The organism is Nocardiopsis endophytica, assembly GCF_027706725.1.
Taxonomy (GTDB): Bacteria; Actinomycetota; Actinomycetes; order Streptosporangiales; family Streptosporangiaceae; genus Nocardiopsis_A; species Nocardiopsis_A endophytica.
Window position 1 is genome coordinate 39,541 of the sequence record NZ_JAQFWQ010000041.1, and the last position, 17,677, is coordinate 57,217.

Annotated in this window: 13 protein-coding genes; 8 read left to right on the top strand and 5 right to left on the bottom strand. The window is 74.6% G+C overall.

The window, feature by feature from the left end:
• The first annotated feature begins 18 nt into the window (after positions 1–18).
• Genes O4J56_RS15670 through O4J56_RS15700 form a run of 7 tightly spaced genes read left to right on the top strand, consistent with a single transcriptional unit; the run spans position 19 to position 9,140 of the window.
• Positions 19–834, top strand: a complete 816-nt coding sequence (locus O4J56_RS15670; protein ID WP_270686532.1) for a hypothetical protein — start codon at positions 19–21, stop codon at positions 832–834.
• 7 nt (positions 835–841) lie between these two features.
• Entirely contained in the window at positions 842–3,331 is a 2,490-nt protein-coding gene (locus O4J56_RS15675) for a hypothetical protein (RefSeq protein ID WP_270686533.1), read from the top strand.
• Entirely contained in the window at positions 3,318–4,361 is a 1,044-nt protein-coding gene (locus O4J56_RS15680; protein ID WP_270686535.1) for a hypothetical protein, read from the top strand. Before O4J56_RS15675 ends, O4J56_RS15680 begins: the two co-directional genes overlap by 14 nt.
• Positions 4,358–5,656, top strand: coding sequence for an OmpA family protein (locus O4J56_RS15685; protein ID WP_270686536.1), 1,299 nt, complete (start codon positions 4,358–4,360; stop codon positions 5,654–5,656). Before O4J56_RS15680 ends, O4J56_RS15685 begins: the two co-directional genes overlap by 4 nt.
• Positions 5,657–5,665: 9 nt before the next feature.
• Positions 5,666–7,234, top strand: a complete 1,569-nt coding sequence (locus O4J56_RS15690; protein ID WP_270686537.1) for a hypothetical protein — start codon at positions 5,666–5,668, stop codon at positions 7,232–7,234.
• Positions 7,231–8,442: a hypothetical protein gene (locus O4J56_RS15695; protein ID WP_270686538.1), complete on the top strand. Its 1,212-nt coding sequence runs from the start codon at positions 7,231–7,233 to the stop codon at positions 8,440–8,442. The genes O4J56_RS15690 and O4J56_RS15695 overlap by 4 nt, the downstream gene beginning before the upstream one ends.
• Positions 8,439–9,140 carry a Pycsar system effector family protein gene (locus tag O4J56_RS15700; protein ID WP_270686539.1) on the top strand — a complete coding sequence of 234 codons (702 nt, stop codon included), beginning with the start codon at positions 8,439–8,441 and terminating at the stop codon, positions 9,138–9,140. Before O4J56_RS15695 ends, O4J56_RS15700 begins: the two co-directional genes overlap by 4 nt.
• A 220-nt stretch (positions 9,141–9,360) precedes the next feature.
• Here the strand turns inward: O4J56_RS15700 and O4J56_RS15705 are convergent, their stop codons facing one another.
• Complete coding sequence (locus O4J56_RS15705) at positions 9,361–10,203, bottom strand: GNAT family N-acetyltransferase (protein WP_270686547.1); 843 nt, start codon at positions 10,201–10,203, stop codon at positions 9,361–9,363.
• A 284-nt stretch (positions 10,204–10,487) separates the two neighbouring features.
• A complete protein-coding gene (locus O4J56_RS15710) occupies positions 10,488–12,173 on the bottom strand; it encodes an alpha/beta hydrolase (protein ID WP_408639125.1) in 1,686 nt (561 codons plus the stop codon).
• Positions 12,174–12,308: 135 nt separating this feature from the next.
• On the opposite strand from O4J56_RS15710, the gene O4J56_RS15715 reads away from it, so the two are divergent.
• A complete protein-coding gene (locus O4J56_RS15715; RefSeq protein WP_270686541.1) occupies positions 12,309–12,779 on the top strand; it encodes an Lrp/AsnC family transcriptional regulator in 471 nt (156 codons plus the stop codon).
• Positions 12,780–12,897: 118 nt separating this feature from the next.
• Here O4J56_RS15715 and O4J56_RS15720 read toward each other — a convergent pair whose 3' ends face one another.
• The 3 genes from O4J56_RS15720 to O4J56_RS15730 form a co-directional block, all read right to left on the bottom strand.
• Positions 12,898–14,607 (bottom strand): flavin monoamine oxidase family protein, encoded by a 1,710-nt coding sequence (locus O4J56_RS15720; protein ID WP_270686543.1) that lies wholly within the window; start codon positions 14,605–14,607, stop codon positions 12,898–12,900.
• Positions 14,608–14,698: 91 nt separating this feature from the next.
• Positions 14,699–15,511 carry a carbon-nitrogen hydrolase family protein gene (locus O4J56_RS15725; RefSeq protein ID WP_270686544.1) on the bottom strand — a complete coding sequence of 271 codons (813 nt, stop codon included), beginning with the start codon at positions 15,509–15,511 and terminating at the stop codon, positions 14,699–14,701.
• A gap of 276 nt (positions 15,512–15,787) precedes the next feature.
• Positions 15,788–17,260: an amino acid permease gene (locus tag O4J56_RS15730; protein WP_270686545.1), complete on the bottom strand. Its 1,473-nt coding sequence runs from the start codon at positions 17,258–17,260 to the stop codon at positions 15,788–15,790.
• Positions 17,261–17,677: the final 417 nt, after the last annotated feature.

A 17,677-nucleotide genomic window follows, 5' to 3' on the forward strand; every position in this document is an offset into this window, starting at 1 on the left:
GGGAAAGGACGGGACGGAATGGGCGGCAGGATCCCCGAACGCACGCGTCGGCTCATCATCGCCACCGACGCCGAGGCCTACAGCGCGCGCGACTACACCGGGCAGGTGCGCCTCCAGGAGGACCTCCACGAGGTCCTGGAGGCGGCCTGCACCGAGGGCGGCCTGGACCGGGCCTCATGGGAGCTGCAGGTGCAGGGCGACGGGGAGATCGCGGTGCTCCCCGTCGGGACCCCGGAGGACACCGCGCTCTCGGCGTTCCTCGACGGCCTGGCGCAGGCGCTGCACCACCACAACCGGCCGCTGAACGACGCCTACCGCGTGCGCCTGCGGGTCGCCGTGCACCAGGGCAACGTCGCCTACGGCCGGAACGGGTTCGTCGGCACGCCGATCAACGAGGCCTGCCGCCTGCGCGACTGCGACCTGGTCCGCAACGCCCTCGCCGACGCCCCCGGCGCCGACTTCGTCACCGTCCTGTCGCACGACCTGTACAAGGACGCCGTCGCCGACGGCACGGCGGGCCTGTACCGGTGGCCCTTCGAGCGGGTCGCCATCGAGATCCCGTCCAAGGCGTTCCGCGCCGAGGCCTGGCTCTGCGTCTCCTCCGCCTCCGGCCAGGGGACCGGGGCCGGGCAGCAGGGCGGCCGGGAGGGCTCCGGCGGGCGGTCGGCGCCGGAGGGCCCCGCGCCCGCGGCGGCCCCCTCCGGGAAGGCCCCGGACGACGGAGCCGGACCGGGGCGCGCGGAGCCGCCTACGCCTTCACAGACGTTCAAGGTCAAGAAGGGCGACATGACCTTCGGCGACCACTACGGGCCCAACATCCGCAACTACCGCTAAGCGCGCCATGGCCGAGGACAACGACCAGCACCCCCAGCAACCGCCCCCCGAGCCCGATTCCCCTGAAGGTGCGCCCGCCGCAGGCGCGGGCGACTCCCCCGCTCCCCCCAGCCCCTACCGAGCCGAACCGACCGAGGATCCGAACGCGGGAGGCGGGGCGGACGGCGAACGGCCCCCGGACCCGGAGGAAGAGGAGCTCAAGGCGTTCGCCTTCTCCGAGCAGAAGCGCCGCGACAGCAGATACGCCCGCACGAGCGGCAAGTCGTTCAAGGTCAAGAAGGGCGACATGACCTTCGGCGACCACTACGGCGACAGGTTCACCTACTACAACGTCTTCACCCAGCGGGACGGCTCATCGGCCCGGATGGGCGCCGTCGACAAGGTCGGAACGGCGCTCGCCGTACGTGTCACAACGGCGAGTGACACCGAGTTGGCCCGGCGACTGAAGCGGGACCGGATCGTCCTCCTACGCGGCCCCGAGGGCTCAGGCCGGACGACCTCCGCCGTGTGCGAGTTGGCACGGCAAGGCGCCCCCACTCCGGAACGCCCCATCCGCACCGTCCCCGCCTCGACAGGTCTGGGCGCGCTCGACGCAATGCTGAGGGACCCGGACGATGAGGCCTGCGGGTACGTGCTCGACGCCTCGGGTGCACCGTGGCTCGCCGACGCCGCCGCCGCCGAGCTGTCGGCGCTCTCATCCACGCTCGACCGGCATGACGCGCGCCTGTGCGTCCTGGTCGACCGGGACGCCACCGTTCGGCACCTGCAGTGGACCCCCGTCGAGCACACGCCCGTGGACCTGCGGGGCGTCCTGGAACGGACCCTCGCCGCCGCCCTGCTCACGCGGGGGACGGCACCGACGGAGAACCGTGATGCCGTCGACGCCGCGGTCACCAGGCGCGCCCGGCCCGTGCTGGAGGAGGCCGAGAAACGCTCCTCCGCAGCCCGGACCTGGGCCGAGACCGCCGACACCCCCGAGGACGCCGCCGCCCTGGGAAACCTCCTCGCGACGCTCGCCGATCCCGGGGACGCCCTCCCCGAGGACACCGACCGCCGTGTCGGCGAGGTGCGGGCGCGCCGCCTCGCCGACCGCGCCCGCGCCCTGCTGCGCGGGACCTCCCGCCGCCGCTCCCCCGTCGACCAGGCCTACGTGATCGCCACCGCCGTCCTGGACGGCTGCTCCCTCGCCAAGGTCATCACCGCCGCCGAGGACCTGGCGGCACGGCTCCACCAAGCCGAAAGGCCGAACGGCCCCTGGCGGCGCGAGGCGTTCTCCCTGCCGCTCAACCACCGGCTCCGCCACGTCGACCTGGTCGCCGCCGCCGACGGCGGCGGCTCCGGCGACACGGCCGGCTCCCCGGGCGACGCCGCCGTCCGGCTCAGGCAGCCCGACCTGTGGGCGGCCGTCGTCGACCAAGTGTGGATCGACCATGAGGCCGCTCGCAGGCCGCTGCTGGAATGGCTGGCCCGGCTCTGCGAGACATCCGAGGAAGGCGATACCGGCGTCCAGAACGGCGTCGAGCTGACCCTGGCGCGACTCGCCACCGAGGACTTCGACGAGATCACCCGCACGGTCCTGGAACCGTGGGCGCGACGCCGCCCCGCTTTCAGTACCGGCGGGGCCGGGTCGGCCGCGTTCACGCACTGTCGCCGCGTGGCGGCCTGGGTGCTGGAGCGCCTCGTCGTCGAGACCCGGCAGGAGCCCCGCGCGCTGCGCCTGCTGGATCGCTGGATGCGGTCGAACGACATCCCTCTGCGCCGCACCGCGGTCCTGGCCTACGGGTCCCGGGTGGCGTGCAGGGTCCCGGGCACCGTCTTCGCCACCATTAGGAATGAGCTCGACCGCATCGCCGAGAACACGCGCCGCGGCATCGACTCCGTTGGGACCCTGATGCGCACCATGCTGGTCGTCGAAGCATTGCAGGGCGCATACGACGCGGGGATGCGCGATGGCGCCGTCTCCCTCATCGCCCGCGAGGCCGACGCGGCGCGCCCGGGCGCCTCAAAGGCGGCACTCATCGCCCTCATGCACATCTGCCGGCTCCGTGAGCGCCCGCCGGGGGCCGAGGCCGGAGCCGCCCGCGGCCCCCACCCCGACCTGCTCACGTGGCTGGACGCCCCCTGGCCGGACCCGCCTTCGGACTCCTCGGCCCCCGCCCGCACGAGCGACCGCCCCGACCCGTCGGAGCTGCTGGCCGGGATCGCCCGGCTGTGGGCCGCGGCGCTGCTCGACGACATCCACGGCCCCACCGCCTGGCGGATCCTCCTGCAATGGGACACCGCCGCGGGCCCCGCCGCCGGGGACGGGGCGGCCGTGACCGCCCCGGGGCGGCGGGCGCGCATGGACGAACTCCTCGCCCACCTGCGCAGGGTCCCCGACCTGCACGACCTGATCGACCGCTATGAGCGGGTCCGCGCCCGCACCGCCCACACGCGCCGGCCCCGCCGCGGGCCGGACGCATCCCCCGGAGAGGAGGCCGCCGATGGGCCGGCCTGACCAGCCGCGCGACCCGGCCACCGGCCGCTACACGTTCGGACGCGCCCGCCCCGGCGAGGGGCCGGGACTGTTCCGCCGCCTGATGGACCGCCTGTTCGGCGGCCGGGAGCCCGACGACCGCCCCGGCTGGTTCCCCGACGAGCCGGAGGAGCCCGAGACGGTCCACCTGGACATCTCCGACGACCTCGAACACTTCGCCACGCCCACCCGGGACGACGCCTTCACCTTCGACGTGCGGATCAGGGTCGTCTGGAGCGCGAGCGTGACGTGCGCCGACCCCGAGGAGCGCCGGGAGATCGAGGAGGCCGTGGAGGCCTTCGTCGAGGAGCGCCGGGCCTCGGTGCGCGGCGAGCTGATGAGCAGGGTCCGCCCCCTCGGACGGCGGCTGCCCCCCTACCAGGCCGCCGAGCTGGAACGGCTGATCAACGAGGACAACGCGCGCGAGCACTTCCTGATCCCCCGGCGGCCCGAACCGCCCCGCCACGGCCCGGCCGCGCGCCCCGGGCGCGACCGCTCCCTCCTCGACGCCCCCTACGAACTCGTCGACGCACAGGTGCACGCCTGGGTCGACCCGTGCGACGCGGTGCGCCGGCTGGTGCAGGACCAGTGGCTCGAGCAGACGCGGCGGGCGGGCCGCCAGGCCCTGGCCGTCCAGGAGGTCGCCCGGCTCGCCGAGCGCCAGGAGTACTGGCACGACCTGTTCCTCCGGACCCTGCGGCGGATGGGCCGGGTGGACGAGAACCAGGCCGACTGGGTGGCCGTCGACGCACTGCGGATGGCCACCGACGCCGACGCCTCCCCCGGCGGCGCCGAGGCGGTGCTCAGGGAGGCGCTGGACCGCCGCAACCGGGAGGGGTCGCAACTGGCACAGCAGCTCGCGGGGATGATCGACGCCGCCGGGCGGGACGAGGCGGGCCTGCTGGAGTTCGCCTTCGCCAGTGACACGGCCCTGCGCGCGGTCCTCGAACACCTGGGCGTCCCTGTGGAGCAGATCGAGCGGGCCCGTGAGAGAGGGGACCTGGAGGGATGAGCGCGATGAGCGAGCGGCGGCCCCCGGCGGGCCGCCTGGTGACGGCCGCCGCGGCGGCCCTCCTCCTGCCCGCGGCGGCGGCCTGCTTCCCCGACCCGGTCCCGGCCGCGGACGGCGTGCGGTGCGACGCGGTCCTGTCCTCCACCGGGGCCTCCGACGCACCGGTGACCGCGGAGGTGGTCGTCCTGATCGACGTCAGCGCCTCCATGTGGACCGACCAGGGGTATCCCGACCTCGCCGAGCGGATCGCGGCCGAGGCCGTGGACGCCGACGTCTTCGGGAGACCCGACCAGCGCCTGCTGTCGGTCGGCCTGTTCGGCGGCCCCGGCGCACCCGCCTTCCCGCTCGACCGGGTCCCGCTGCCCGAGGCCGTCGGCCTGGCCGACGGGCGGCAGGCCACGGACCTGCGGGCGGTCACCGAATGCCTGAAGGAGGAGCTGCGGGAGCGGGTCCCGGGCGACGGTGCGCTGCGCGCCGGGAGCGACATCCTGCGCGCACTGACCGCCGGGGCCGGACGGATGGAAGGGAACGCGGGTGAGGCGGGGAACGCGGAGGACGGGGAGGGCGCCGACCGGCGGCTCCTGGTCTACACCGACGGCCTGGCCAACACCGGGTGCCTGGACATGGACCGCTACTTCGGCGACGGCCTCGGCTCTGAGGAGGTGACGGCCGACTGCGCGGCCTCCGGCGAGGACCGGGGGCTGGAGCTGTCCGGCGTCGACGTGCGGCTGCACCTGCAGGACACCGGCGCCGAGGCGCGCGACCCCTCGCAGGACGCGGCCGTCCGGAGCTACTGGGAGCAGGTGTGCGCGGCGTTCGGCGGGACGGACTGCCTGGAGGAGGCACAGGCGCCGGGAGGCTACGTGGACGCGGCGGCGCCCGAGGCCGAGGATCCGGAGGTGGCCCTGCCCCGGGCCGAGTTCCCCGACCGCGGGACCGTCTCCCTGCCGTCCCAGCTCCTGTTCGCCTTCGACTCGGCCGAACTGCTGGACGAGGCCGAGACGCTGCTCGACGAGGCCGCCGCGCACCTCCGCGACGGCGCGGACGAGGCGCCGCGGGTGACGGTCACCGGCCACACCGACAGCAAGGGGAGCGGCGGCTACAACGAGGACCTCTCCCTGCGGCGCGCCGAGGCCGTCGCGGAGTACCTGGAGTCCGCCGGCTTCGCCGAGGTGAGCGTGTCCGGTGCGGGAGAGCGGGACCCGGTGTGCGAGGGCGACTACCGGGACGGCGAGCTGCTGGACGCCGCGTGCGCCCAGGAGAACCGCCGCGTCGACATCGAGATCGCGGACTGAGGGGGCACGATGCCCGGAAACGACGACTTCCCCGGCGGGTGGGGGCCGAACGGCCCGAGAGACCCGGGCGGCCCGAGAGACCCAAGCGGCGCGGGCGGTGCGGGCGGCGGCAGGGGCCCACAGGGCGACTTCCCCGCGCTGCCCGGCGACGGGTTCATCCCGCTCTCCTTCCACCAGGGGAGCTGCGGGTGCCCGCTGGAGGACGCGGTGTCGGGGCGGGGCCACTTCCCGCCCGCCGACGCGCCCCACCTCGTCGCCAACCACGAGATGGCGCACCAGCTCAGCGCCTCGTTCAACGCCACGCGCATCATCGTGAACCGCGGAGCCGAGCTGGGCGCGTTCATCAACTCCGTCACCCAGACCGCGGCGGCCGTGGGTGTGGAGCTCCACCGGCTCCGGCTGCACGTGCGCGGCCGCCCGCTCAGCACGGCCCGGCGGCGGCTCGACGAGCTGGACCGGGTCTACGGGGTCCTGCCGCCCGCCGACAGGGTGCGGCCCGGCCTGCCCCTGCGCATCGCCGCTTGGACGACCATCGCCGCCATCGGCCTGTTGGAGGCGTGGTTCCTGCACCGGATCGCCGTCGACTCGCTCGGCATCCCGGTCGGCGAGTGGTCCTCCGTCCTCGCCTGGTTCATGGGGCCGATCCTGGCGGTCCTGCTCTTCGCCCTGGGGCGCATGCTGTCGTCCCAGGTCTTCTCCCATCGGGCGGACTTCTGGGCCCGGCGCGGCGACGCCGCGCCGGCCGGTCCCGACCCCGACGCCCCCGATGGCGCGCTGAGCCGGGCGCGGCGCGCCACCGCGGGATTCCTGCGGTCGTGGCCCGCCCTGCCCTGGATCATCATCTCCCTCCTCGCGCTCGGCTGGATGGGCTTCCTCTTCCTCATGCTGGCCCGGTTCCGTGCGCTCATGGGCGAGTCGGGCACGTTCACCGAGGACCCGGTGACGGTCCCTCCCGAAGTGTTCATGGCCCTCTTCGGCACGTTCGCGGTCGGAGCGGTGGTGCTGGAGTACATGGTGCACAACCCCTACATCGCCGCCCGCGACCGCGCGGAGGCCGACTACAGGCGGGAGCTGAGCACGTGCGACCGCCTGTGCGAGGCGGTGACGGCCCAGGTCTCCCGGCACCGCCAGGCGCACGCGACGCTGCGCTCGCGGCGGGACGAGCTGCTCGCGATGGCGCGGATCGAGGTGGTGCGCGCGTGGCAGTGCGTCAACCTTCCCGCCCGGTTCGTCCACGGCCGCTCGGGCCCGGTGGCACCGCTCACCGCGTCGCCGACCGACGTGCTGCCCGAGCGGCCGTTCCCGGACCGGCTCACCCCGGAGGAGGTCGCCTCCTACTTCCGGGTCTTCCGCGACGTGGACACCCCGGCCCCCGAGCTCGCGTCGCTGTGGGAGGCGGGGCGCGTCCTCGAAGAGAGCTCGCCCGAGGCCTACGAGCGCGAGATCCGGGAACTCATCGACGGGCTCGCCCGCGACGCGGAACCGGCGGCGGGCCGGTACCGCTCCCCCTCCCGTGACGCGGACGGCGACGGGGGCGACACCGCCAGGGACACGGACCGGGAAGGAGCGCACCCGTGACCAGCACACACGAGGCGGCCGACGAAGGCGCGCACGACGTCCGCGACCGGCCCGCGCCGGAACCCGCGCCGGAGCCCGCGGGCAACCGGTACCGGCTCGCCGAGAGCGCGAAGAGGCTGGCCCGCACGTCCGGGGACGCCGAGGCCGCGCTCGACGCGTTCGAGGACGCGCTGCCGGACCCACCGGTGAAGCGGGCCGAGCCGGCCGCCCTGCTGTCCCCTCCGCCGACACCGTTCCCGGGGTTCCCGAGCACCGTGGAGGCGGAGGATGAACGGGAGGGGACCGACGGGACCCCGCGCCGGCGCCGGTTCGGCGCCGTCCTCCCCCTGTCCGCCCTCCTCCTGGGCGCGCTGCTGCTGGTCGCCGGGGCGGAACTGGTCGAGGCGACCATCGAGGCGGCCGGCGGGGCGAACGGCGGGGCCGGCGGGGAGGCGGTCGACCCGCGTCCCGTGCTCGCCCCGCTGCCCGGGCTGCTGCTCCTGGTGTGCCTGCTGGGAGCGGGTGAGCACATCGCCGTCGGGCGGCCCCGTCCCCGGCGCGGGACGGAGGGCGCGTCGGCCGGACGGTCGTCCCCGCCCCGTGGGCGCACCCGCTGGGGGCCGCCGCTGCTCTACGGCGCGGTGCTGGCCTCGGCCTGTGCCCTGGCGGCCCTGTGGGGCCACGCCGCGGCGCCGTCCGGCCCACTCGCCATCGGCACGGCGGTCGGTGCCGCGCTGCTGACGGCACTGGCGGGCGCGACCTGTCTGGCGGCCCAGAGGCGCTCGGCCGCGGCCGCCCGGGACGGCGACGGACGGGTGGCCCCCTTCGTCGACGCCTCGTCACTGCTGGCACGGGTGCGCACCCGGCGGAGCCGCTCCGGGCTGCACCGGCTGCGCGACCGGGCGCGCACGGCCGTGCACACGCACGTTCGCGCATGGGAGGACGTCCATCACGAATGCCTGCGCCTGATCGACGCCCGGTCCGAGAGCGGCCCCGCGGTGGCCGCCGCGCTCAACGAGCTGGGGGCGGTGGCGCCGCCCGGTTCCCGCACACCGCTGCCGGGCGGTGCGGTGGACTTCGCCGGGCTCGGCGGGGGCAACACGGCCGCGACGGTGCGCTGCCTGGCCCGCTACCACCCCCGCGACCTGGAAGAGCGCTTCGACGACCTGCGCGGCCGCACCCCGGCGCCGGTCCGCGTGGCCCCGGAGCGGCGAGCGGAGGAGCAGTGAGCGCACGCCGGACGGCGCCCGCCGTGTCCCCGCCCTCCCCCGCCGTCGTCCCCGATGCGCCGGTCCACCGCACCGGCTCCTCGCCCACACCGCCCGGACGGGGCGGCGGTGCGCGGCCCGGACAGGGCGGAGGTGCACGGCCGCGCGGTGCCCTGACGGCGCTCGTGGCCGCCGCGTCCGCGGCACTGCGCGCCGCGGCCTCCCGGCGCGCTGCCCGCCGCTCGCGCGCCCGCGCCCTCGTCGCCGACGCCTACGCGGAGATCAGGCACGCCGATCAGAAGGCGGCGATCCTTCTGGCCGCCTCCGGTGTCGTGCTGGGGGCCTTCCTCGGAGCGGTCCTGTCGGGGGACTGGTCCCCCGGCGCCCTCCGCACGCCGTGGGACCGGCTCTTCTGGGGCGGGTGCCTGGCGTTCGGGGCGGCGACGGCGGCGTTCGCCTCGGCCGTCTACCCCCGTCTGCCCACGGCCCAGCGGCGCCCGGTGACCACGGCGGTGTCCTTCCTGGACATCGAGCGGATCGGCACGGACACCGAGCTCCGCAGCGCCCTGGACGGCGACCTGTCGGCGCTCCTCGGCCACCTGCGCACCGTCAGCCGGATCGTCGTGCGGAAGTACCGGCTGCTGCGCACAGGCATCGCGCTGCTGGTGCTGTCCTTCACCCTCATTGCAGGAGCGGCCGTCGGGACCGCCGCGGCATGAGGGTGGCGCCCCGCCGAGTGGGCGCCCCCTCGTCGATGATCTCGACGAAGGTGCTGTCATTCCGGCGGATTTGGCAGCACTTTCGTCGAGATCAACGTCTGAGATGCCGGGAGCCAGACCCTGCGTCGTTGATCTCGGGAAATGCGCCCCTAAAAGCGGCCCGGAAGCGTCGTTTCTCCCGAGATCAACGCCGAGCACGCCCGCCGATCCGCTTGGGCCCTCAGAACAGGATCGACATGACCTCGCCGACCTGGCGGAAGCCCACGCGGTCGTAGACGGCGCGAGCCGAGGTGTTGAAGTCGTTCACGTACAGCGTCACCCGGGGGGCGATGTGCTCGCGCGCCAGGCGGGCCACGGCGGCCATGCCCGCCACCCCGTGGCCGCGGCCGCGCAGGTCCGGGTGGACCCAGACGCCCTGGACCTGGCAGGCGTGCGGGGTGACGGCCCCGACCTCGGCCTTGAACACCACGCGCCCGTCCTCGATGCGGGCGAAGGCCCGGCCGCTGCGCACCAGCTCGGCCACCCGGGACCGGTACAGCGCGCCGCCGTCGCCCGCGTCCGGGGGCACGCCCACCTCTTCGGTGAACATCGCGACGCAGGCCGGGAGCAGGACGTCGAGCTCCTCGGGCCGCACCCGGCGCACGCGCGGGTCGGGGTCGGGGCGCGGGGCCCCCATCAGCTCCAGGACCGGCTGGCGGTCGCGGATCGCCCGTGCCGGGCCCCAGGACGGGCCCAGCCGCTCCCACAGGTCGGTGACGGCCGGGATCGGGCCGACGATCGATGAGCAGCGGCGGCCGCGCCAGCGCGCGTGCTCGGCGAACTGCCGGACCGCGCTGGGACCGGCGTCCACCGGGACCAGGTTGGCGCCGGAGTAGCACAGGGAGCTCAGGCGGCCGTTCTCGATGTAGCCCCACACCTCGCCGCCGAGGCGGGCCGGGTCCAGGCCCGAGGCGCGCAGGCGCGAGCTGACGAAGACGTTGCCCACGGGGTCGCGGTCGAGAAGTGCGTGCACGTCCTCGGTATCGCGCCGGTCGAGCACGCGAACTGAGGAGGTTCGCAGCACCCGCATCACCCCGCCTGCCTTCAGCCGCCAACCGCCCACGGGCCGCCTTCCGCCGACCTCCGGGCGCCTTCGTGTGCATGGGCCCGCCCCGCGGCGGAGTGCGCCGCGCCCCGGTTTCCAGACTATGCGACCGCGCGGTTTCGGTCGCTCTCCGCCCCCGCTCAGAGCGCGGGACCGGGGTCCGGCCGCCGCCCCCTCCGCAGGGGTGCCCCGACGGCCCGGACCGCTCCCCGGGCCGCCCCGTCCGCCCGGGGCCGTTCCGCCTCCCCGGGCCGCGTTCCCGGCTAGGGGCCGATCAGCCGCACCCGCTCCTCCCGGTCGACCTCGGCCGCGCTCTGCGGAAGCTTCGCCTCGGGTTCCGGTCCCGCCTCGCACACCAGGTCGGCCGCGCGCCCGGAGGCCTCATAGGGCAGGGTCCCGTCGCGCAGGTAGTCGGCGACCGCCTCGTCCACGCACGTGTTCCCCGCCAGGGAGACGCCGTGGCTGAGGCCCCCGTCCTCGATCACCAGGCGCGCACCGGGGAACCGGTCGCGCAGGGCGTAGGCGCCTTCGACGGGCGTCGGGCCGTCCTCGGTGGCCTGCACCAGCAGCGGCCCCTGGTCCGCGGCGCCCCGCTCGGCACCGGCGGCGGACCCGACGTTCAGCCACGCCCCCGCCTCGGCCGGCCACGTCCGGCACGGCGCGTTGTACCAGATGTTGTTCCACCCGCTGACGGGCGCCTCCGCGGAGGACCGCTCGGCGGCGTCGCGCCAGACGGGCCACGCCGACGGCCACGGGGAGTCGGTGCACTGGGTGGCCAGGTAGGCGGCGTACCCGGGTTCGTCGTCGGGCCCCTCGCCGAAGCGGTCGGACGCGTCGACCAGGGCCGCCTCGTCCTCGCCGGAGACATGGTCGGAGAGCGCCGCGGCCAGGCGGGGCCACACCGCCGAGGCGTAGGCCGCGGACATGAAGGCGTTCTCGTACTCGGTCGGCCCCACCGCTCCCCCGGCGGGCTCCTCTGCGAGCTCTTCGCGCACGCGGAAGTAGGTCTTCTCGACCGCGTCGGCGTCGGCCCCCAGGGCGTAGACGTCGTCGTGCCGCCCCGTCCAGTCGAAGAAGTTGCGGAGGGCGTCGTCCAGGGCGCGGCTCTGCCGCAGGTTGCTCTCGTACCAGGGGCGGCCGGGGTGGACGACGCTGTCGAGCACCAGGCGTCCGGCGCGCTCGGGGTAGAGCGTCGCGTAGGCGGCGCCGAGGTAGGTCCCGTAGGAGTACCCCAGGTAGTCGACGGTGTTCTCGCCCAGGGCGCGCCGGATGCGGTCGATGTCGTGCGCGCTGTCCTCGGTCCGCATGTGGCCGAGCAGCTCGGCGTTCTTCTCCCCGCACGCCTCCGCGTAGCCGCGGGCCCGCTCCAGCAGCGCGCGCTCGTCCTCGCGGGACGCGGGCACCGTGTCCGGCCGGACGGGGTCGAAGTAGGACTCGTCGCAGGTGACGGCGGGCGTGCTCGCCCCGGTCCCCCGCGGGTCGAACCCGATGACGTCGTACTGCTCGCGCAGGTCGTCGGGGAGCTGCTCGGCGATCCGCAGGGCCCACTCACGCCCGGCGCTCCCGGGGCCGCCGGGGTTGACCAGCAACACGCGCGACGCCTCGGCCGCCCCGCCGTCGGCCCCGCGCGCGGGGACACGGGACAGGGCCAGGCGCACGGTCTCGGCCGCGCGGGCGTCCGCGCCGTCGGACCGCGCCGTCTCCAGCGGGACCTCCAGCTCTGCGCAGTCCGCCCCGGTCGCCTCGACCCTCTCGGCCGTCAGGTCGTCGCACGCGCCCCATTCCAGGGCGGCCCTGCGCTCCCCTCCGGCCCCGTCCCCCTCCGCGTCCGCGGCCGCCGCGCCCTGCGCGGTCGCCGCGAGCGCGAGCAGCAGCGCGGCCGGCACGGCCGCGGGTACACCTTTCGCCCCCACCGCACACCCCTCACCCTCGGTGATACTGCCGATCATCCCTGTCACGGCGCCGGATGGGGTGAAACGACACGGCCGATCCGCCCCGGAGGCCGGACCCGCGCCCCGGTGCCGGTGGGTAGCATCGGTCAGGCCGGGCCCCGGACGCGCCCGGCGCGACGTGAGGAGCGGGCAGTGCGGTTGGATCGGGTCGATGAGCGGATCATCGCCATTCTCGGCGCCGACGCGCGCACGAGCTTCGCCGACATCGGATCGGCCGTGGGGCTGTCCGCCTCGGCGGTCAAGCGCCGCGTCGACCGCCTGGTGGAGTCCGGCGCGATCCGCGGGTTCACCGTCGTGCTGGAGCCGTCCTCGATCGGGTGGACCACCGAGGCGTTCATCGAGGTGTACTGCCGCCCCCGCACCTCCCCGGCGGAGATCCGGGCCGGGCTGTCGGGCTACGCCGAGGTGACCTCGGCCTGCACGGTGACCGGCGAGGCCGACGCGATGGTGCAGGTCCGGGCCCGGGACATGCAGCACCTGGAGGAGACCATCGAGCGGATCTGCGCCGAGCCGTTCGTGGTGCGGACCAAGAGCACGCTGGTGCTGTCGCGGCTGGTCGACCAGCCCATGCTGGCCGGGTCCGCCGAGGGGCGCCCCGCCTGACGCCGGACTCCGCGGCGCGCGCGGGCCCACACCCTGGTTCGAGGGTGTGGGCCCGCCGCCGTCTCGGGTCGGCGCTTCGGCCGGTGTGGATTCGGCCGGTGCGAGGATCGGCGCCCGGTCAGTCCTCGGGCAGCTCGACCGGGGCGATCCCGTCGAAGACGTCGCCCGGCCCGGGGTTGGCGGGGTCGGTGGCGCCGCCGAAGTGGTTCATCACGCCCCACACCGCGTTGAGCGCGGTCTGCACCGCGCCCTCGGCCCACCCGGCGGTCCAGGAGATGTCGTCCCCGGCCAGGAACAGGCCGCGGTGGCGCGGGTCCAGCCGGTCCTGCTTGAAGTGGGTGAACAGCCGGCGCTGGTAGCGGTAGTGGCCGGGCAGGTTGGCCTTGAAGGCGCCCATGAAGTACGGCTCGGCCTCCCAGGACACCGTCACCGGGTCGCCGGTGATGTGCGCGCGGATGTCGACGTCCGGGTAGACCTGCGCCAGCGAGTTGAGCATGACGTCCATGCGCTCGTGCGCCGACAGCGGCAGCCACTTCAGCGAGTCGTCGCACCAGGTGTAGGACAGGCAGATCGCCGCCGGGCCGTCGCCCTCGCCCTCCAGCAGGTAGGTGCCGCGGGTCATGCGGTCGGTGAGCGTCATGCTCATCGCGTCCCGCCCGGTGGCCGGGTCGGTGTCCTTCCAGAACGGGCGGTCCACCGGCACGAACAGCTTGGAGGACTCCATGTAGTGGGTGCGCTCGATCGCGGTCCAGTGGTCGATCGGGAGCAGGTCCTCGTCGCAGGCGATCTTGCTGAGCAGCATCCAGCTCTGCGCCGTGAACACCGCGGCGCGGTAGGTGCGGATGGACCCGTCGGCGTCGGTGACGGTGATGTTGCCCGCCGGGTCGCCCGGGGCGGCGGTGCGGCGCAGCGCGGTGACCGCCGGGCGCGGGGCGCCGCCGTGCAGCGAGGACAGGGTGGTGCCCTGGTCCCAGTGCACGAGCTTGTCGGGGGCGTGCTCCCACAGCCACCGCGGCAGCTGCTCGCTGCCCCCGACGATGCTCAGGTGGTCGTCGTCGGCGCCGGTGTAGGTGACCCGCAGGATCTCCAGGATGGAGTTGGGGAAGTCGGTGTCCCAGCCGCCGGTGCCGAACCCGACCTGGCCGAAGATCTCCCGGTGGCGGAAGGAGGCGAAGGCCGGGGAGTCGCACAGGAACCCGTAGAACGTCTGGTTGTCCAGGCGCTCGACCATCCCGTCCCAGATGCGCTTCATCGCGGGCACGTCGCGCTCGCGGATGGCCCGCTGCATCTCGGTGTGCCTCGCCCCCTCCTCCAGGGTGGCGTTCCACGCCCGCGCGACCTCCTGGTAGACCTCCGGCAGGTCGTCGGTGGTGCGCGCGTAGTGCGCCTCGCCCTTGAGGTCGACCACGGTGCTGGGCGTGGAGGGCGCCAGCGGGTTGGGGAAGGGGACGGTGCCCAGGCCGGCCCGGTCGATGTAGTGGAACAGCGAGGTGGAGGACGGCGGGAAGCGCATCGCGCCCATCTCGGCGACCACGTCGTCGGGGGCGCCGTCGAAGCGCTCGGTGCGCAGGCGGCCGCCGAGCCGGTCGGCCTCGTAGACGACGGGGCGCAGTCCCATCTTCATCAGCTCGTAGGCGGTGACCAGCCCGGACAGTCCGCCGCCGATGACGGCGACCTCGGTGCCGTGCGCCTCGGGCGGCACCGCCCCCAGGCCGGCCGGGTGCTCCAGGTACGCGTCGTAGCCGAAGGGGAAGTCGGGGCCGCACATGGTGAGCGGGCGGCGCTCGGTGCGCTCCTCCGGAACGGCGGTGGGCACGGCGGACGTCATTCGGTGATCCTCCTTGCGGTGGCGGGCGGCCGGCGGCGGGCGGCCGGCCGCGGGGCGGGGGCGGTGTGGGGACGGGGCCGGTCCCCCCGCCTCAGACGGCGAGCGAGCCGTACAGGTCGGGCCTGCGGTCGCGCAGGTAGGTGGTGGCGCCGCGGGCCTCCTCCAGGGCCGAGCGGTGCAGGTCGGCGATGAGCAGCTCCTCGCCGGCCCCGGCGCGCACCGCCTCGGTGCCGTCGGGGGCGACCAGGGTGCTCAGCCCGCAGTAGTCCAGGGCGCCCTCGGTGTCGCAGCGGTTCACGTAGGCCAGGTAGAGCTGGCTCTCCATGGCGCGGACGGGGACCAGCGCGGTGGCCACGCCGGTGTGCGGGTGCATGAGCGCGGTGGGGACGGCCAGCAGCTCGGTCCCGGCCAGCGCGTGGGCCCGGACGGCCTCGGGGAACTCCACGTCGTAGCAGATCAGCAGGCCGACCCGGACGCCGCGCAGTTCGGCCTGGACGACCGCCTCGCGGCCGGGGCGGAAGGCGTCCCGGTCGAGGTCGCCGAAGAGGTGGGCCTTGCGGTAGGCGGCCAGCGGCGCGCCGTCGGCGCCGACCAGGCGCACCGTGTTGTACACGGCGTCCCCGTCGCGCTCGGGCTGGCCGTACACCAGGGCGATCCCGGCGCCGGCGGCGATCCGCGCGGCGCGGGCCCCGATGGGCCCGTCCAGCGGTTCGGCCAGCTCGGCGGTGCGGGCGCCCAGGTTGTAGCCGGTGAGCGAGCACTCGGGGCCGATGAGCAGGTCCGCCCCGGCCTCGGCGGCGGCACGGGCGACCCGCTCCAGCCGCGCGAGCCCGTCGGAGGCGTCCCCGCTGCGCCCGGCGCCCTGGTCCAGGGCGATCCGCAGCACGGGTCCGGTGTCCGGCATCCCCCACCCCTTCCTCGGAGAACGGCGCGGGTGGTCCGCACCTGAGCCGGACCCACTGTAGACGCACGGATCAACGAATACATTGCATGGACACAGGTGATGTGTTGCGTATTTTCGAGACCATCGACCGCTTCATTGCACACCCCGCCACAGACGCACACCGGTGCACGGCTCCCCCCCCTGAACGGGGCGGGCGCCCTGAAGCGCCTCCCGGAATGCCGGGGGCCGTGCCGCGTTCGGCGGCACGGCCCCTCATCGCTCCAGCGGCCGAAAGGCTCAGGCCTCGGCCGTCTCCGGCTCGGTCTCCAGGGTGGAGCGGCGCATGGAGTAGCCGAAGTAGACGGCCAGCCCCACCACCATCCACACGCCGAAGGTCACCCAGGTCGCCACGCCCATGCTGAGCATCAGGTAGGCGCAGGACAGCACGCCCAGGGCCGGGGTCAGCGGCGCCAGCGGCATCGTGAAGCGGCGCCGCAGGTCCGGGCGGCGCTTGCGCAGCACGATCACCGCCACGTTCACCAGGCCGAAGGCGAACAGGGTGCCGATGCTGGTCGCGTCGGCCAGGTGGCCCAGCGGGACCACGGCCGCCAGCACGGCGATGACCGCCGACAGGATCCAGATGTTGGCCGTCGGGTTCCCGCGCCGGTCCAGCTTGGAGAAGACCTTGGGGATCAGCCCGTCGCGGGACATCGCGAACAGGATGCGGGTCTGCCCGTAGAGCACCACCAGCACCACGCTGGCGATGGCGATGACCGCGCCGATCGCGAAGACCACCGACCAGATCGGGGTGCCGGTCACCACGGTCAGGATGTGCGCCAGGCTCGCCTCGGTGTCCTGGAAGTCGGTCCAGGGCATGGCGCCCACCGCGACGAAGGCCACCAGGCAGTAGATCGCGGTGACGATGACCAGGGAGAGCATGATCGCGCGCGGCAGGTCCCGCTGCGGGTCCTTGGCCTCCTCGCCCGCGGTGGAGGCGGCGTCGAAGCCGATGTAGGAGAAGAACAGCGTCGCGCCGGCCGCGCTCACCCCGGCCATGCCCAGCGGCATGAAGGGGGCGAAGTTGCCGTCCTGCACGGCGGTGGCGGCGATCGCCACGAACATCACCATCACGGCGACCTTGACGACCACCATCGCGCCGTTGAGCCAGGCGCTCTCCCGGACGCCGCCGATCAGGGCGACCATGGCCAGCACCACCACGACCGCGGCGGGGATGTTCACGATGCCGCCGTCGGCGCCGGGCGGCTGGGTGAGGGCGGCCGGCAGGCTCGCGCCGGTGACCAGCCGCAGCAGCTCGTTGATGTACTCGCCCCAGCCGACGGCGACCGCGGCCACCGACACCCCGTAGGTGAGCATCAGGCACCAGCCGCAGACCCAGGCGACCAGCTCGCCCATGGTGGCGTAGGAGTAGGAGTAGGCCGACCCCGAGGCCGGGATCATCCCGGCCAGCTCGGCGTAGGCCAGCGCGGAGAACAGCGCGGTGACCCCGGCGATCACGAACGAGAGCACCACGGCGGGCCCGGCCACCGGGACCGCCTCGCCCAGGACGACGAAGATGCCGGTGCCCAGGGTGGCGCCGATGCTGATCATGGTGAGCTGGGGCAGGCCCATGGTGCGCCGCAGGCTGCCGCCCTCGCCGTGGCCGGCCTCCTCGGTGAGCCGCTCCACCGGCTTGCGCCGCATCAGCCGCTGCTTCACCGTCCTTCGCGGCGCCGCCGGCGCGGGGGCGCCGACCGTCTTCTCCTCAACCACCAGGGTCTCCTCGGGGGATGTCAGGCGACAGATTCCGGGCGCGCTCGCGGAGCGGATCCGAACGGACCCTGAACAGGGGGGAAACGCGCCTCGGCAACAGTAGCGATGTTACCTGGGCTACAGAACCATCGAACGTTGCAGGTTCGACCGAGAAGCCCCGCGTTCTTTGCGGTGTGGCGCAATGAAACGCCGCCCCATGTGGGTCAATTCACAAATTCAGCCTTGATGACCTCTGTCACGCACCCCTGTGGCGTGGATGTCCGAATATGCACAACGGATGCCCGAGACCCGGCGGTGGACACGCGAAAGGGCGGGGCGCCACTGGCGCCCCGCCCCGGAAGCCCTTCCGAAGGCCTCAGCCAGCGACGGCCACGGACGGCTCGCCGGACTCCACGCCCTCGTCCTTCATGTCCTCGG

What these genes read in the sequence shown, in the direction of transcription:
- O4J56_RS15670 (WP_270686532.1), top strand. Translation starts at nt 19, where the DNA reads ATGGGCGGCAGGATCCCCGAACGCACGCGTCGGCTCATCATCGCCACC.
- O4J56_RS15675 (WP_270686533.1), top strand. Translation starts at nt 842, where the DNA reads ATGGCCGAGGACAACGACCAGCACCCCCAGCAACCGCCCCCCGAGCCC.
- O4J56_RS15680 (WP_270686535.1), top strand. Translation starts at nt 3,318, where the DNA reads ATGGGCCGGCCTGACCAGCCGCGCGACCCGGCCACCGGCCGCTACACG.
- O4J56_RS15685 (WP_270686536.1), top strand. Translation starts at nt 4,358, where the DNA reads ATGAGCGCGATGAGCGAGCGGCGGCCCCCGGCGGGCCGCCTGGTGACG.
- O4J56_RS15690 (WP_270686537.1), top strand. Translation starts at nt 5,666, where the DNA reads ATGCCCGGAAACGACGACTTCCCCGGCGGGTGGGGGCCGAACGGCCCG.
- O4J56_RS15710 (WP_408639125.1), bottom strand. Translation starts at nt 12,173, where the DNA reads ATGATCGGCAGTATCACCGAGGGTGAGGGGTGTGCGGTGGGGGCGAAA.
- O4J56_RS15720 (WP_270686543.1), bottom strand. Translation starts at nt 14,607, where the DNA reads ATGACGTCCGCCGTGCCCACCGCCGTTCCGGAGGAGCGCACCGAGCGC.
- O4J56_RS15725 (WP_270686544.1), bottom strand. Translation starts at nt 15,511, where the DNA reads ATGCCGGACACCGGACCCGTGCTGCGGATCGCCCTGGACCAGGGCGCC.